The sequence below is a fragment of the Burkholderia dolosa genome (assembly GCF_902499135.1).
Lineage (GTDB): Bacteria > Pseudomonadota > Gammaproteobacteria > Burkholderiales > Burkholderiaceae > Burkholderia > Burkholderia dolosa.
Genome location: NZ_CABVPR010000020.1, coordinates 13,535 through 28,535 on the forward strand (window position 1 = coordinate 13,535; position 15,001 = coordinate 28,535).

The window sequence follows — 15,001 nt, forward strand, 5'->3', positions numbered from 1 at the left end:
GCGCCGCACGCGCGTCGGGCTCGCATGCATCAGTGCGCGGCCGCGTTGTAGAAGGTCACGAGATCGGCCTTCTCCTGCGGACGCGACGTATCGTCGAGATACACCATGTGTCCGCCCTGATAGTCCTTGATCGTCAGGTTCGGTTGCGAGCCGAGCCGCGCGAGGTCGAGCTCGGTCTGATAGAACGGCGTCGCGATGTCGTGATACCCGTTCAGCGACAGCACTTTCAGCGACGGATTCAGCGTCAGCGCCGCCGCGAGATCGGGAATCGTGTCGGGCATCGACAGCCCGTCGTGCGTCCAGTCCCACGTCTGGATCGCGTTGCTGCTGACCGAATAGGCCGACTGCGCGCTGTACTTCAGCACGTTCGGCAGGTAGCTGCCGATCGTGTCGGTGAACGGCTTCGTGATGAACGTGCTCGACGGGTCGCCGTCCGCCGCGAGCGGGCTCGATATCGGCACGTTCACGCGCGCGTCGTAGCGGCCGATCAGCGTGCCCGGAATCAGCGACACCTGGAAGCTGTTGTCGAAGAACGTCGGCACCACGTTGAAGTCGGCGTTCCACAGCGCCGGCTTCACGCCCGTCGCGTTCGCCATCGTCGTCACGAGGCTCGGCGACGGCGGCGTATGGCTCGCCAGATATGCGTTCACCGCAGGCGCGTAGCTGCCCGACGTGAGCGCGCGCATCTGGTCTGCATACTGCGGCAGGTTCGACGGATTCGGATTGTCGAGCTGGTAGTACGCGCCGACCGTGCCGTACGACGGCACGAAGCCCGCGCAGCTGACCGGGCTCGCGCCGTTGTTCGAGTTGCCGACGTAGTCGCTCGCCATGTCGCAGTTCGTGTTGTAGTTCAGGATCGACGACTGCAGCACGATGCCGGCCAGATTCACGCCGGCCGTCTCGAGCAGGTTCGCGAGCACGTCGGTGCGCGGCGTGCCGTACGACTCGCCGAACAGGTATTTCGGCGAAGCGTTGCGCTGGTTCGCGTTCAGATAGCGGACCACGAAATCGCGGAATGCGCCGGCGTCCTGATCGACGCCCCAGAACGTCTGGTTCGTGTTCGGCGCGATCGCCTCCGAATACCCGGTGCCGATCGCGTCGACGAACACGAGGTCGGTCGTATCGAGCAGGCTTTCCGCGTTGTCGACGAACGGAAACGACGCCGTGCCGGCAATCGGATCGCCGGTCTGGATCCGCTTCGGCCCGAACGAACCGAGATGCAGCCAGACCGATGCCGAGCCCGGCCCGCCGTTGTACAGGAACGTGACGGGCCGCTTCGCGGCCGGCTGGTTGTCGGCGGTATAGGCGACGTAGAAGAACGACGCTTCGGGCGCGCCCGTTTGCGGATCGCGCGCGACGAGATGGCCGGCCGTCGCCGTGTAGCGGATCGTCTGCCCGTTCAGCGTGATCTGGTGATGCGTGACGGCGGCTTTTTCGACCGCGGCGGACGGATCGAGCGACGCGGTCGCGCTCGACGAATAACGGTTGGGATCGTTGTACGGCCTGTCGGTCTGGCCGCCCGGATCGGCCGAATCCGCGACGCTTGCCGGAGCCGACGACGTCACGTCGTCGTTGCAGGCCGCGAGAATCAGCGAAGAAAACACCACCCCCAACAACAGCTTCGCTTTGTTAGCTGGCATCGTTGCGTTCCTTCTCTCGATGTTGTCGTGTCGAGCAGGCCTGATGAGCCGCCCCCCGCCCCGATCGGCCGATGAGCCGAGGCGCCGGCCAATATACGCGAGCGGGTCGGCTTTGAAAAATTTGGAAATATTCGCGCGGCACGCGGTGCGGCGCACACCTTTCACGCGGGCTTCGAATCGCGAAACGTCGTATTTCGCGTGCCTTTCAATTGCTTTCTTGTTTAGTTTTCGAAACTAAAAATACGCGATCGCGACGTCATGCCGGCGAACAAAGCCGCGCGGCCGGCGGCATTGCTCAGCGAAGCGAAATAGACGATTTCGTCTAAAGGATCGGGCGCTTGATGCGCGCGACACGCGCGCGCTGCGCCGCACCAAGCGGCGTGCCGGCGGAGAAACGGACGATACGGCAGCGTGGCCGCGCCGCTCACTGCGACTGCGGAAGCTCGGCCGTACCCATCCGGCGCGCGATCACGGCCGCGCGCTGCGCCTGATACGCGGAGCCGCGATGCGCGTCGAACCACCGCGGCTTCGGCAGCATCACCGCGAGGCGCGCCGATTGCCACGCGCCGAGCCGGCTCGCGGGCACCTTGTAGTAATAGCGGGCGGCCGCCTCGGCGCCGTACACGCCGCGCCCCCACTCGACCGAGTTCAGATAGATCTCGAAGATCCGCTCCTTGTCGAGCACGGTTTCGAGCATCCACGTGATGATCAGCTCCTGCCCCTTGCGGATGTAGCTCTTCTCGCGGGACAGGAACAGGTTGCGCGCGAGCTGCTGCGTGATCGTCGAGCCGCCCGCGACGATCCGCCCGCGCGCCTTGTTCTTCTCCCACGCCTGCAGGATCGCGTCGACGTCGTAGCCGTTGTTGGTCGCGAAAGTCGCGTCTTCCGACGCGATGATCGCGCGCTTCAGATTCCGCGAGATCTGGTCGTACGGCACCCACTGATGCTGAATCCGCGCGGGCGGCTCCGCGCGCGACAGCCACCACGCGTCGGTGCGCATGAACGCGGTCGAAGCCGGGTTCACGAACGACCACAGCGCGATCTGCACGAGATAGAACAGCTGCGTCGCGAGCCATGCGCCCGCGAACACCGCGGCAGCGTACGCGAGCCAGCGCGTTGCGCCGACCGCCTGCGTACGCCGCGTGCCGCTCACCGCCGCCACGTGCCGCGCTCCGTTCAGCCCGCCGCGAGCGCGCGGCGCAGCGCCGCGAGCACCGGCGCGCCGTCCGGCCGCACGCCGCGCCAGATATAGAACGATTCGGCCGCCTGCTCGACGAGCATCCCGAGCCCGTCGGCCGTGCGCGCGCCGAGCGACGCCGCGTGCTGCATGAACACGGTCGGCTGGGCGCCGTACATCATGTCGTACGCGAGCGTGTGCGGGCCGAACGCCGCCGCGTCGCATTCGGGCAATGCCGCATCGAGGCTGCCGGCCGTCGCATTGACGATCACGTCGTACGGCTGCGCGCGCACCTCGGTCGGGCCGCCGCCCGACAGCACACAGCCCGCGTCGTGCGCGGCCTGCATGAACTGTCCGACGAGCGTCTCCGCCTTGCTCGCGGTGCGGTTCACGATCGTGATCGACAGCGGCGCGCGCTCGAGCATCGGCAGCACGACGCCGCGTGCGGCGCCGCCCGCGCCGAGCAGCAGGATGCGCGCGCCGGCGAGCGACACGCCGAGATTCGTTTCGATGTCGCGCACGAGGCCGGCGCCGTCGGTGTTGTCGCCGTGGATGCGGCCGTCGGCGTCGATGCGCAGCGTGTTCACCGCGCCGGCCGCCGCCGCGCGCGGCGACAGCGTGTCGGCGAGCGCATGCGCGTCCAGCTTGAACGGCACCGTCACGTTCGCGCCGCGCCCGCCTTCGGCGACGAACGCGCGCACGGCCGCGTCGAAGCCGTCGAGCGGCGCGAGCCGGTGCTCGTATACGATCGGCTCGCCGGTCTGCGCGGCGAACTGCGCATGGATGAACGGCGACTTGCTGTGCGCCACCGGGTTGCCGAACACCACGTAGCGGTCGGCGCCGCTCGTCGACGCGGCCACGCTCACGATGCGCGCCCCTCGCCGCCAGCGCCGTCCGCGCCGTTCGCGCCGCGGTCGCCTTCAGCGCCTTCGCCGGCGGACGCGCCGTCCGCTTCGGCAAGCGCTTCCGCTTCGGTCTCGGCCGTTTCGTCTTCCGCGTCGATCAGCGTGCCGTCGCGATCGTCGGCGCCTTCGGCATCGTCTTCGTCGTCGGACGCGTCGCCGCCCGTCACGGCCGGCGCGTCGAGCACGTTCAGCAGCCGCACCGACGCCTCGATCGTCAACTCGTCGAGCGACATCACCTCGAGCAGCACGTGCGTGCCGCGCGCATGCACGCCGAGCGCCGGCACGTGCAGCAGCAGCGGGATCTCTTCGAGGCGCACGAGATCGCCCTTCACGACGGTCGCGACGACCTGCTTCTTCTGCTCCTGCGCGAGCCAGCGCAGGCACCAGAAATATTCCATCCGGCGCTGATGGTCGGCGTACGCGCTGTACGTGTCGTCGAAGCCCTGCACGACCGCGTACAGGTCCGCGTCCTTCGGCTTGAACGGCGCGGCGAGCTTCGCGGTGACGCCGTGCTGCACGCACGCGAGCAGCTGCCACTGGTTCACGAGGTCGACGTAGCGGCGCAGCGGCGACGTGCTCCACGCGTACTGCGCGACGCCGAGCCCCTCGTGCGGTGCGGCGGTCGTCTGCATCCGCGTGCGCTTCGGCCCCGGCGCGCCGAAGCCGCGCTGCGTGCGGTAGATGCCGGGCACCGTGTGGTCGTGCAGGAACGCGCCCCACGTCGAGTTCGCGAGAATCGCGAGCTCGGACACGATCAGGTCGAGCGGCGAACCGCGGCGGCGCGGCGTGATCGTCACGTGCTCGCCTTCGACGTAGAAGTTGTAGTCGGTGTTGCGCTGCACTTCGCGCTTCAGCCCATAGCCGGCGCGCGCCTGCTGGCGCTTCTCGAACAGCGCCTGCGCGAGCGGCCACAGCACCGCGATGTCGTCCTTGTGCGGATAGTCGCCGGTGCCGGCCGCGAGCGTCTCTTCCGTGACGAGCTCGTCGAGCGTGTTGTGGCGCAGGTTGTTCTTCACGAACACGAGCTCGGCGCGCGTCTCGTTCGCGACGATCTCCTGCGTGTCGCGGTCGACGATGATGTACAGCGACAGCGCCGGCCGGTAGTCGCCTTCCTTCAGCGTGAACACGTCGACGACGTTGTCCGGCAGCATCGTGATCTTGTCGCCCGGCATGTAGACGGTCGACAGGCGTGTGCGCGCGATCGCGTCGATCGCGTCGCCGCGCGCGATGCCGAGCGCCGGCGCCGCGATGTGCACGCCGACCCGCACGCGGCCGTCGGTCAGATGCTCGACCGAGAACGCATCGTCGATTTCGGTCGTCGTGATGTCGTCGATCGAGAACGCGTCGACGTTCGCGCGCGGCAGATCGTCCGGCAGGCTGCCGACCGTGACCGGCGGAAAGCCGGTGCCGTGCGGGAAGAATTCCGCGAGAAAGCGCGCCTCGTGCAGCGCACGCGCGGACGGAATCCCGCCGCAATCGAGCATCAGCCGGGCGGGCGACACGCCGCGCGCGCCGGCCGCGGCCTCCAGCGCCTTGTATTCGATCGAATTCTTGTCCGGCCGCGTGAGCAGCCCGATCACCTTGCCGGCGAACGCTTCCGGCAGCTTGCCGGCCTTCAGCTCCTCTTCATACTGCGCCTGCACCAGCGCCTGCTGGCGCTTGCGCTCGAGCGACGCGAGCGCCATCTTCAGCTGCTCTTCCGGCGCACGCTGGTACTGACCGCGCCCCTTGCGGCGGAAATAGACGGGCGAGCCATGCAGCCGCAGCACGAGCGCCGCGCGCTGGACCGGGCCGGACGCCGCGCCGTAGTACTCGTCGGCCAGCGCCGTATACGCGAATTCCTCGGTCGGCGCGCATTCCCACAGGAAATCCAGGTCGATCTGCTGCGCGGCCGCATCGGCCTCCTGCATCAGTTCGCCCGCGGCCGGCTTCTCGAATTCGATCAGCACGTCCTTCGCGCGGACCTTCGCGCGCCGCCCGCCGGGCAGCTCGACCTGAAACGCGTCGCCCTGGCGCGACAGCACGCTGCCCGCCTTGAAACTGCCCGATTCCTCGAAGAAAACGTTCACTCAGTACTCTCGTTCAGAACTGCCGGGCGCCGCGTCGGCGGCGCCGCATGATGATGGGAATTCGTTCGGCACACGGCCGGCTTATGTCGCTTTACCGTCGCAAAACGCGAGAACGTCGTCGACATAGTCGGCAAATTCGCTGATTCCGTGATCGCTGCCTTCGATCACGCGCGTTTTTGCACCCGGGTAATGCGCGAGCATCTCGCGGTAGTCGAGCACCTCGTCGCCGGTCGCCGCGAACAGATAGTAGCGTTCGGGACGCGTGATCGCCGGCACGCGCAGCGCATCGAGTTCGTGCAGATGACGACGCTCGACGACGATCGTACCGCCGCCGTGCCACAGCGGCTGTTCGCCGAGATACCGTTCGAGATCGCGCTGCGGAACGATGGCCGGATTCAGCAGCACCGCCTTCCAGCCGTGCCGCTCCGCGAGCCACGTCGCGTAATAGCCGCCGAGCGAGCTGCCGACGACCGTCACGTCGGTCGCGCCGGCGACTTCGGCCTGCGCGACGGCGATCGCGTCGAGCGGCGACACCGACAGCGACGGGCAGCGCCATTCGTCCGAGCGGCCGAGTTCGGCCATGCGCGCGGCGAGCAGCCGCGCCTTCTGCGACTCCGGCGACGACCGGAAGCCGTGCAGATACAGGATCACGCGCGGCTCCCGAGCGCGTCGAGCAGCTTCTGATGGACGCCGCCGAAGCCGCCGTTGCTCATCACGAGCACGTGATCGCCGGGGCGCGCGGCTTTGACGACGGCCTTCACGAGCAAATGGAGATCGTCGAACGCGCGCGCCTTGGCGCCGAGCGGCGCGAGCGCGTCGGCGAGGTTCCATCCGAGCGCGTCGCGGCCGGTCGGCGCGCCGTAGCCGAACACGAGGTCGGCGTCGGTGAGGCTCGCCGGCAGCTGGGCCTTCATCACGCCGAGCTTCATCGTGTTCGAGCGCGGCTCGAGTACCGCGAGGATGCGGGAATTTTGCCGGCCGATGCGCGCACGAAGGCCGGCGATCGTGGTTTCGATCGCGGTCGGGTGATGCGCGAAGTCGTCGTAGACCGTCACGCCGTCGATGCTGCCGCGCACTTCCATGCGCCGCTTCACGTTGCGGAACGACGCGAGCGACGCGGCCGCCTGCGCGGGCGGCACGCCAACGTGGCGCGCGGCGGCGATCGCCGCGAGCGCGTTCATCCGGTTGTGCTCGCCCTGCACCTGCCACGCGACTTCCCCAACCCGCTCGGCCTGCCGATACACGGCGAAGCGCTCGTCGACCGGCACGCCGTCTTCCGCCGGGAGCGCCTGCCAGCCGCCGTCGACGCCGAAGCGCTCGACTTCGCTCCAGCAGCCGCGGGCGAGCACGCGCTCGAGCGCGCCGGCGCGACCGTTCGTGACGATCCGCCCGACGCCCGGCACGGTGCGCACCAGATGATGGAATTGCGTCTCGATCGCCGCGAGATCGGGGAAGATGTCGGCGTGATCGAATTCGAGATTGTTGAGCACCGCGGTGCGCGGCCGGTAATGGACGAACTTCGAGCGCTTGTCGAAGAACGCGGTGTCGTATTCGTCCGCTTCGATCACGAAGAAGCTCGAATCCGTGAGCCGCGCCGATATGCCGAAGTTCAGCGGCACGCCGCCGATCAGGAAACCCGGATTCAGGCCGGCGTCCTCGAGCAGCCACGCGAGCATCGACGACGTGGTCGTCTTGCCGTGCGTGCCGGCGACCGCGAGCACCCATTTGCCGGCCAGCACGTGTTCGCCGAGCCACTGCGGACCGGAGACGTACGGCAACCCGCGATCGAGGATCGCCTCCATCAGCGGATTGCCGCGCGTGACGACGTTGCCGACGACGAACAGGTCCGGCTTCAGGTCGATCTGGTCGGCGCTGTAGCCCTCGATCAGCGTGATGCCCTGCGCTTCGAGCTGCGTGCTCATCGGCGGATAGACGCCCGCGTCGCAACCCGTCACCGTGTGGCCTGCCTCGCGCGCGAGCACGGCGAGTCCGCCCATGAAGGTGCCGCAGATGCCAAGAATGTGGATGTGCATAGATGAATGCTTTCGCGCCGCCGGGCGCCGTCGATTCGGAAAGAAAGGTCTGCGGCGCGCCGGACAGCCCGCACGGCCGGCGTTCGCCGCCGCGACACAGACCGCCATTGTAACTGACGGTCCGCCTTACCCGCCGGCCCGAGCGCCCGCGCGGATGCCGTGCGGCGCGCGGCCGCCGCGCGTTCGGGCGCCGCGGCGATCGAGTATGATTGCCGGATCATGTCTCGCAAACCTCTTGTCGACCCGCGGCGCGTCCGCGAGGAAATCGCCCAGTCCGCTGCGCGCCTAATCGCGGAGGACGGACTCGATTACGCCGCCGCGAAGCGCAAGGCCGCGCGTCAGCTGCTCGGCGACTCGCGCGTTGCCGGCGAATGGCTGCCGGATAACGACCAGATCGAGGAAGAACTGCGCGAATATCTGGCGCTGTTCCAGAGCGACACGCAGCCGGACGAACTGCGCCAGCTGCGCGAGATCGCGCTCGACTGGATGCGCCGGCTCGCCGATTTCAATCCGTATGTGACGGGCGCGGTGCTCAACGGCACCGCGAACGCGCATTCGGACATTCATTTGCAGATCTTTACCGACAACCCGAAGGACGTCGCGATCTACCTGCTGAACCAGAACGTCCAGTACGACGTATCCGAGACGCGGCATTTCGCCGGCCGCGGCGACGTCGAGACGCTGAGCTTCCTGTGGCGCCCGCGCCGCGACGTCGACGCGATCGGCGTTCACGTCGCGCTGTACGCAAGCGACGATCTGCGCGGCGCGGTGAAAGCCGATGCGCGCGGCCGCGTCGCCCGCGCCGACGCCGCCGCGCTGCGGGCGCTGGTCGACGCAGGCAGCGCCCCTTCCGCACCGCAATGATTTCGACACGATGATGATCAAACGCATGTTGGCGCTCGCGGTGGTCGCGGCCGCCGCCGTCGCCGGCGGAATCGCCGCCGGCCATTGGTTCCGCGGCAGTCACGACGACGCAACCGCCGTCGCCGCCCCGGCCCAGCGCAGCCCCGTCGAGCAGCTGTGGGCCGCGTCGCTGACCGGTGTCGACGGCAAGCCCGTCACGCTGGCGTCGTTCAAGGGCCAGAAAGTCGTCGTCAATTTCTGGGCATCATGGTGCGGCCCGTGCGTCGAGGAAATGCCCGAACTCGTCGCGTTGTCGCATCAATACAAGCAGAAGGGAATCCGTTTCGTTGGAATCGGCGTCGATTCCGAGCAAAACGTGAAGACGTTCCTGCAGAAGGTGAAGGTCGACTATCCGGTTTTCATCAGCGGATATGCGGGCGCAGATCTGGCCCGCAATTTCGGCAATACGGCAGGCGCGCTGCCGTTCACGGTCGTCATCGACGAGACCGGCAAGGTTCGCGAGACAAAATTAGGACAAATCCAACCGGCCGAACTGAAAAAGACGCTCGACGTGCTGTAAGCTGCGGGATCGGCATCGCGCGCGTTGACGGCAATTGGCATGTCGATCGCGCGCGTTCCGCGCAAATTCGCCGGCACTTCGCGCTCATACCGGTAATTCTTGCAGCCCGCGCGCACCTGGCCGTTCGGCAAAACTAGACAAATTTCTCTAAATAGCGCTAAAGTGCGCGCAATTCCGCAGAATTAGAAGCGACCATGACACGATTGCTGGTGCTGCACGGCCCGAACCTGAACCTTCTCGGCACCCGGGAACCGGAGGTGTACGGCCGCGTCACGCTCGCGCAGATCGATCAGGCGCTTGCCGCGCGGGCGCACGAAGCCGGCGTCGAACTGTCGTCGTTCCAGAGCAACCACGAAGGCGCGCTCGTCGATCGCATCCAGGCGGCGCGGGAGGAACAGACCGATTTCATCCTGATCAACCCGGCCGCGTACACGCATACGAGCGTCGCGATCCGGGACGCGCTGGCCGGCGTCGGCATTCCGTTCGTCGAGATTCATCTGTCGAACGTGCATCGCCGCGAAGCGTTCAGGCACCACTCCTACTTTTCCGACCAGGCCGAAGGCGTGATCTGCGGGCTCGGCTGGAAAGGTTATCTGTACGCGCTCGAGTACGCGCTGGACAAGCTGGCAGGCGCGCCGCGCGGCTGATTCCGCGATCTAGATTCAGCGCCGGCCCGACCGGCGCCTTCACGTATTGAAAGGGGAATTCCCGATGGATCTTCGTAAGCTGAAAACTCTGATCGACCTCGTCTCCGAATCCGGCATCTCCGAGCTGGAAGTGACGGAAGGCGAAGGCAAGGTGCGCATCGTGAAGAACGCACCGCCGGTCTACGTGCAGCCGACGGGCGGATTTGCCCCGCAGGTCAGCGCGCCCGCGCAGTCGGTCGCGCTGCCGGCCGAAGGCGCGGCAGCTGCCGCACCGGCCGCCGGTGCCGCCGCAGCGCCGGCCGCGCCGCAAGGCCACGTCGTGACGTCGCCGATGGTCGGCACGTTCTACCGCGCACCGTCGCCCGGCGCGGATCCGTTCGTCCAGGTCGGCGACTCGGTGAAGGAAGGCCAGACCCTCTGCATCATCGAAGCGATGAAGCTGCTCAACGAGATCGAGTCGGACAAGACCGGCGTGATCAAGGAAATCCTCGTCGAGAACGGCCAGGCCGTCGAATACGGCCAGCCGCTGTTCGTGATCGGCTAAGCCCGCCGCGCGGCGCCGCTGCGCGCCGCCGATGCTCGCCAGGCGCCGTTCGCGCGCCCCTCGAAGAGACGAATACTCGCTATGTTTGAAAAAATCCTCATTGCCAACCGCGGCGAAATCGCTCTGCGCATCCAGCGCGCGTGCCGCGAGCTCGGCGTCAAGACGGTGGTCGTCTACTCGGAAGCCGACAAGGAGGCCAAGTACGTGCGCCTCGCGGACGAAGCCGTCTGCATCGGCCCGGCCCCGTCGAACCTGAGCTACCTGAACATGCCCGCGCTGATCAGCGCGGCGGAAGTCACCGACGCCGAGGCGATTCACCCCGGCTACGGCTTCCTGTCGGAAAACGCGGACTTCGCGGAACGCGTCGAGCAGTCGGGCTTCACGTTCATCGGCCCGCGTCCGGAGACGATCCGCCTGATGGGCGACAAGGTCACCGCGAAGCAGACGATGATCAAGACCGGCGTGCCGTGCGTGCCGGGTTCGGAAGGCGCGTTGCCGGACGATCCGAAGGAGATCGTGAAGATTGCGCGCGCGATCGGCTATCCGGTCATCATCAAGGCCGCGGGCGGCGGCGGCGGCCGCGGGATGCGCGTCGTGCATACCGAGGCCGCGCTCGTCAACGCGGTGAACATGACCCGCGAGGAAGCCGGCCGCGCGTTCGGCAACCCGCAGGTATACATGGAGAAGTTTCTCGAGAACCCGCGCCACATCGAGATCCAGGTGCTGTCCGACGCGCACAAGAACGCGATCTGGCTCGGCGAGCGCGACTGCTCGATGCAGCGCCGCCATCAGAAGGTGATCGAGGAAGCGCCGGCGCCCGGCATTCCGCGCCGGCTGATCGACCGGATCGGCGATCGCTGCGCGGACGCGTGCAAGAAGATGGGCTACCTCGGGGCCGGCACGTTCGAATTCCTGTACGAAAACGGCGAGTTCTACTTCATCGAGATGAACACGCGCGTGCAGGTCGAGCATCCGGTGTCGGAAATGATTACCGGCGTCGACATCGTGCAGGAGCAGATCCGCATCGCGGCCGGCGAGAAGCTCGCGCTGCGCCAGCGCGACATCCAGTTCCGCGGACATGCGATCGAATGCCGGATCAACGCGGAAGATCCGTTCAAGTTCACGCCGTCGCCGGGCCGGATCACGTCGTGGCATACGCCGGGCGGCCCCGGCGTGCGCGTCGATTCGCACGCGTACAACGGCTATTTCGTGCCGCCGAACTACGATTCGATGATCGGCAAGCTCATCACCTACGGCGCGACGCGCGAGCAGGCGATCAGCCGGATGCGCATCGCGCTGTCGGAAATGGTGGTCGAAGGCATTCAGACCAACATCCCGCTGCACCGCGAACTGATGATCGACTCGAAGTTCGTCGAAGGCGGCACCAGCATCCACTACCTCGAAAACCGGCTCGCGCAGAAGCAGCAGGTCGCGCCGGAAGAAGCGTAAGCATGAGCTATCGCGAACTCGTCGTCGAACTGGCCCGCGAGCATGCGGAGGCGCTGTCCGACGCGCTGCTCGAACTCGGCGCGCTGTCGGTGTCGGTCGAAGACGCCGACGCCGATACGCCCGACGAACAGCCGCTCTTCGGCGAGCCGGGCCTCGAGCCCGAACGCACCGCGTGGCAACACTCGCGCGTGATCGCGCTGCTGTCGCCCGATCACGAGCCGGGCGTGCTGCTCGCGGCGGCCGCGAACGAGATCGGCATCGCCGACACGCCGAAGTTCGACGTACGCGAGGTCGAGGAACAGGACTGGGTGCGCGTCACCCAATCGCAGTTCGAGCCGATTCCGATCGGCGAGCGGATCTGGGTCGTGCCGTCGTGGCACGACGCGCCCGATCCCGACGCGCTCGTCCTCGAACTCGACCCCGGCCTCGCGTTCGGCACCGGCAGCCACCCGACCACGCGCCTGTGCATGGAGTGGCTCGAACAGACGGTGAAGCCGGGCCAGTCGGTACTCGACTACGGCTGCGGCTCCGGCATTCTCGCGATTCTCGCGAAGAAATGCGGTGCGGATCCCGTCGTCGGCATCGACATCGACCCGCAGGCCGTCGAATCGGCGCGGCAGAACAGCGAGCGCAACCGGGCGGAAGTCACGTACGCTCTGCCCGATGCATGCCCCACCGGCGAATTCGACATCGTCGTCGCGAACATCCTGTCGAATCCGCTGAAGCTGATGGCGTCGATGCTCGCATCGAAGGTGAAGCCGGGCGGGCGCATCGCGCTGTCGGGCGTGCTCGCGCGCCAGGCGGACGAAGTCGCGGCCGTCTACGCGCGCTATGTCGACATCTCGGTGTGGCGCGAACACGAAGGTTGGGTATGCCTCGCCGGAACCCGGCGGGAAAGCCATTAGAATAGCGCTGTCCTTCACTCTGGCCAGCAGGCCGCCCGGCTCGACATGCTTCTTGCGACGCGCTGCCCTCATTGCGAAACCGTCTTTCGGCTGCAACAGGAACAGTTGTCGCTGCACGAAGGACTCGTGCGTTGCGGGCACTGCGAGCAGATCTTCAACGCGTCGCAGTCGCTCGTTCCCGAATTCGTGCAGCAATCCGGGCCGGTGCCGGCCGAGCCGACGCTCACCGAGTCGGCACGGGCGGAGCCGCCGTTGACCGAACGGCCAACGCAGATCGAATCGACGCAGGCCGAACACGCGACGCACCCAGCGCCCACAGCGGCCGAAGCCGCAGTACCAGAACCAGAGCCCCGCGCGAATCACGCACCGCAACGGCCCGCTTCCCGTCCACGGCTCTTTACCGACGATACGCCGGCGCAGCTGCCATCCCGCGCCGACTACAAGCCGGAAGGCTGGGACATGTTCGCGCCGTGGCTGGACGGCGGCGTCGATCCGTCCCTGGAGCACAACGGCCGCACCGTGCGCACGACGCCGCTGGTGCCGCTGCCCGCCCCGACGACGCACGCCGGCGTCGTTCGTCTGGCCGGCACATCCGTATCGTCGACGGCGGCCGCGTCGCAACCGGACCCGGTCGATTCAGCCGACGCGCCGGTCGACGGTTCCGCCACGTCGCCGGCCGCCGCGGACGAACCGGTGCTGCGCGCTGCCGCGACGCCGTCCGTCGCACCGCCGCCGTCCGCGGACGATCCGCGCGAACCGCGCTTCGTCGCACACGTTCCGGACCTTGACGCCGACCGCGATGCCGAAACCGGTCGCGACGATGCGGCGCGCGTCGAATCCAGCGACAGCGACCGATACGCCGCGGCCGACGCTTCCGAAGCGCCGCGCGAGCCTCGTTTTGCGCGCGGCGCCGAACCGGCCGCCACTTCGCATGCGTCCACGCCGGCTGCAAATGCCGGCGACACCGACGACGCCGAAGCAGTCGCCGCACCGCCGGCATCGACCGCCGGCGCATCGTCGAGCCCGTTCCCCGCTGCACTGTCCGACGACGACCGTCCGCACTTCGCCGTTACGCGCGAAGCGCGCGTGACGCCGCGACGCGGAATGCTGGGCGGCTTTTTCGGCGGCCTCGTCGCTGCGGCGCTCGCAGTGCTGCTCGTCGCGCAGCTCGCATGGTGGCAGCGCGAATCGCTGATGATCTACTGGCCGATTACGCAAAGCTGGTTCCGGCACGCATGCGCGCCGCTCGGCTGCACGGTCGCGCCGCCGCGCGCGATCGACGGACTGCGCCTCGACGCAACCGACCTGCGCCAGCTGGACGGACCGCGCGTGCTCGAGCTGAAGGTGCCGCTAACGAACCGTTACCGCGTCGCGCTCGCGTACCCGTCGCTCGAGCTGACGCTGCTCGACGATGCCAGCCGCGTAACCGCGCGTCGCGTGCTTGCCCCGCGCGACTACGTACGGCCGGGCATGCCGATCGACGCCGGGCTGGCGGCCGGCACGACGCAGACGATGATCGTCCGCGTCGAGACGAACGGCGCGCCCGCATCGAATTTCCGCGTCCAGATCTTCTATCCGTGACGCATCGCGGCGCGCGCGTGCGCGCCCGTCTCAACCCGCGCGCCCGAGCGGCGCGCTACTTCGGAGCACGAACATGAGCAAAGTTACGCTGGGTGGCAACCCGATCGATCTCGCCGGCACGTTCCCGGCCGTCGGCTCGCAGGCGCCCGACTTCAAGCTGGTCGGCAAGGACCTCGCCGATCTGACGCTCGCCAGCTTCGCCGGCAAGCGCAAGGTGCTGAACATCGTACCGAGCCTCGACACGCCGACCTGCGCGACGTCGACCCGCAAGTTCAACGAAGCGGCTTCGTCGCTCGACAACACCGTCGTGATCGTCGTGTCCGGCGACCTGCCGTTCGCGGCCACGCGCTTCTGCACGACCGAAGGGCTCGCGAACGTCGTCACCGCTTCGACGTTCCGCGGCGGCCGCGCGTTCGCGAATGCGTACGGCGTCGACGTGACGAGCGGCCCGCTGAACGGGCTGACCGCGCGCGCGGTGGTCGTGCTCGACGAGCAGAACAAGGTGATCCATTCGCAGCTCGTCGGCGAGATCAAGGACGAACCGAACTACGACGCGGCGCTCGCCGCACTGAAGTAACCCGCTGCCGCCGGGCCGCGCGCGCTCGAGTCCGACGCGCGCGCCGGGCGG

General features: G+C 67.7%; 14 protein-coding genes. 8 read left to right on the plus strand and 6 right to left on the minus strand.

Annotation, left to right across the window (positions count from 1 at the left end):
• Positions 1-29 precede the first annotated feature (29 nt).
• The 6 genes from BUB20358_RS11410 to mpl all read right to left on the minus strand — a co-directional run bounded on the left by BUB20358_RS11410 (position 30) and on the right by mpl (position 7,824).
• On the minus strand, positions 30-1,640 hold the full coding sequence (locus BUB20358_RS11410; protein WP_035973075.1) for a S10 family peptidase: 1,611 nt from the start codon (positions 1,638-1,640) through the stop codon (positions 30-32).
• A gap of 424 nt (positions 1,641-2,064) precedes the next feature.
• Positions 2,065-2,802 carry a monofunctional biosynthetic peptidoglycan transglycosylase gene (mtgA, locus tag BUB20358_RS11415; protein ID WP_006765219.1) on the minus strand — a complete coding sequence of 246 codons (738 nt, stop codon included), beginning with the start codon at positions 2,800-2,802 and terminating at the stop codon, positions 2,065-2,067.
• Between the two features lie 14 nt (positions 2,803-2,816).
• Positions 2,817-3,683, minus strand: a complete 867-nt coding sequence (gene aroE, locus BUB20358_RS11420) for a shikimate dehydrogenase (RefSeq protein ID WP_035973078.1) — start codon at positions 3,681-3,683, stop codon at positions 2,817-2,819.
• Positions 3,680-5,791 carry a ribonuclease catalytic domain-containing protein gene (locus BUB20358_RS11425; protein WP_006765220.1) on the minus strand — a complete coding sequence of 704 codons (2,112 nt, stop codon included), beginning with the start codon at positions 5,789-5,791 and terminating at the stop codon, positions 3,680-3,682. Before BUB20358_RS11425 ends, aroE begins: the two co-directional genes overlap by 4 nt.
• A gap of 81 nt (positions 5,792-5,872) precedes the next feature.
• Positions 5,873-6,442: a YqiA/YcfP family alpha/beta fold hydrolase gene (locus BUB20358_RS11430; RefSeq protein ID WP_006765221.1), complete on the minus strand. Its 570-nt coding sequence runs from the start codon at positions 6,440-6,442 to the stop codon at positions 5,873-5,875.
• Positions 6,439-7,824 carry a UDP-N-acetylmuramate:L-alanyl-gamma-D-glutamyl-meso-diaminopimelate ligase gene (mpl, locus tag BUB20358_RS11435; RefSeq protein ID WP_035973079.1) on the minus strand — a complete coding sequence of 462 codons (1,386 nt, stop codon included), beginning with the start codon at positions 7,822-7,824 and terminating at the stop codon, positions 6,439-6,441. The genes BUB20358_RS11430 and mpl overlap by 4 nt, the downstream gene beginning before the upstream one ends.
• 219 nt (positions 7,825-8,043) lie before the next feature.
• On the opposite strand from mpl, the gene BUB20358_RS11440 reads away from it, so the two are divergent.
• The 8 genes from BUB20358_RS11440 to tpx all read left to right on the plus strand — a co-directional run bounded on the left by BUB20358_RS11440 (position 8,044) and on the right by tpx (position 14,950).
• Positions 8,044-8,688: a hypothetical protein gene (locus tag BUB20358_RS11440; protein ID WP_006765223.1), complete on the plus strand. Its 645-nt coding sequence runs from the start codon at positions 8,044-8,046 to the stop codon at positions 8,686-8,688.
• A gap of 10 nt (positions 8,689-8,698) precedes the next feature.
• Entirely contained in the window at positions 8,699-9,247 is a 549-nt protein-coding gene (locus BUB20358_RS11445; RefSeq protein WP_006765224.1) for a TlpA family protein disulfide reductase, read from the plus strand.
• 194 nt (positions 9,248-9,441) lie between these two features.
• Positions 9,442-9,894, plus strand: coding sequence for a type II 3-dehydroquinate dehydratase (aroQ, locus tag BUB20358_RS11450; protein ID WP_006765225.1), 453 nt, complete (start codon positions 9,442-9,444; stop codon positions 9,892-9,894).
• A gap of 64 nt (positions 9,895-9,958) precedes the next feature.
• Positions 9,959-10,438: an acetyl-CoA carboxylase biotin carboxyl carrier protein gene (gene accB / locus BUB20358_RS11455; RefSeq protein WP_006765226.1), complete on the plus strand. Its 480-nt coding sequence runs from the start codon at positions 9,959-9,961 to the stop codon at positions 10,436-10,438.
• A gap of 81 nt (positions 10,439-10,519) precedes the next feature.
• A complete protein-coding gene (gene accC, locus BUB20358_RS11460; protein ID WP_006765227.1) occupies positions 10,520-11,887 on the plus strand; it encodes an acetyl-CoA carboxylase biotin carboxylase subunit in 1,368 nt (455 codons plus the stop codon).
• A gap of 2 nt (positions 11,888-11,889) precedes the next feature.
• Entirely contained in the window at positions 11,890-12,792 is a 903-nt protein-coding gene (gene prmA / locus BUB20358_RS11465) for a 50S ribosomal protein L11 methyltransferase (protein ID WP_006765228.1), read from the plus strand.
• A 45-nt stretch (positions 12,793-12,837) separates the two neighbouring features.
• Positions 12,838-14,373, plus strand: coding sequence for a zinc-ribbon and DUF3426 domain-containing protein (locus BUB20358_RS11470; RefSeq protein WP_035973080.1), 1,536 nt, complete (start codon positions 12,838-12,840; stop codon positions 14,371-14,373).
• Between the two features lie 73 nt (positions 14,374-14,446).
• On the plus strand, positions 14,447-14,950 hold the full coding sequence (gene tpx / locus BUB20358_RS11475) for a thiol peroxidase (RefSeq protein ID WP_006765230.1): 504 nt from the start codon (positions 14,447-14,449) through the stop codon (positions 14,948-14,950).
• The last annotated feature ends 51 nt before the right edge of the window (positions 14,951-15,001 follow it).

What these genes read in the sequence shown, in the direction of transcription:
- mpl (WP_035973079.1), bottom strand. Translation starts at nt 7,824, where the DNA reads ATGCACATCCACATTCTTGGCATCTGCGGCACCTTCATGGGCGGACTC.
- BUB20358_RS11445 (WP_006765224.1), top strand. Translation starts at nt 8,699, where the DNA reads ATGATGATCAAACGCATGTTGGCGCTCGCGGTGGTCGCGGCCGCCGCC.
- accC (WP_006765227.1), top strand. Translation starts at nt 10,520, where the DNA reads ATGTTTGAAAAAATCCTCATTGCCAACCGCGGCGAAATCGCTCTGCGC.
- accB (WP_006765226.1), top strand. Translation starts at nt 9,959, where the DNA reads ATGGATCTTCGTAAGCTGAAAACTCTGATCGACCTCGTCTCCGAATCC.
- aroQ (WP_006765225.1), top strand. Translation starts at nt 9,442, where the DNA reads ATGACACGATTGCTGGTGCTGCACGGCCCGAACCTGAACCTTCTCGGC.
- prmA (WP_006765228.1), top strand. Translation starts at nt 11,890, where the DNA reads ATGAGCTATCGCGAACTCGTCGTCGAACTGGCCCGCGAGCATGCGGAG.
- BUB20358_RS11410 (WP_035973075.1), bottom strand. Translation starts at nt 1,640, where the DNA reads ATGCCAGCTAACAAAGCGAAGCTGTTGTTGGGGGTGGTGTTTTCTTCG.
- BUB20358_RS11440 (WP_006765223.1), top strand. Translation starts at nt 8,044, where the DNA reads ATGTCTCGCAAACCTCTTGTCGACCCGCGGCGCGTCCGCGAGGAAATC.
- BUB20358_RS11470 (WP_035973080.1), top strand. Translation starts at nt 12,838, where the DNA reads ATGCTTCTTGCGACGCGCTGCCCTCATTGCGAAACCGTCTTTCGGCTG.
- tpx (WP_006765230.1), top strand. Translation starts at nt 14,447, where the DNA reads ATGAGCAAAGTTACGCTGGGTGGCAACCCGATCGATCTCGCCGGCACG.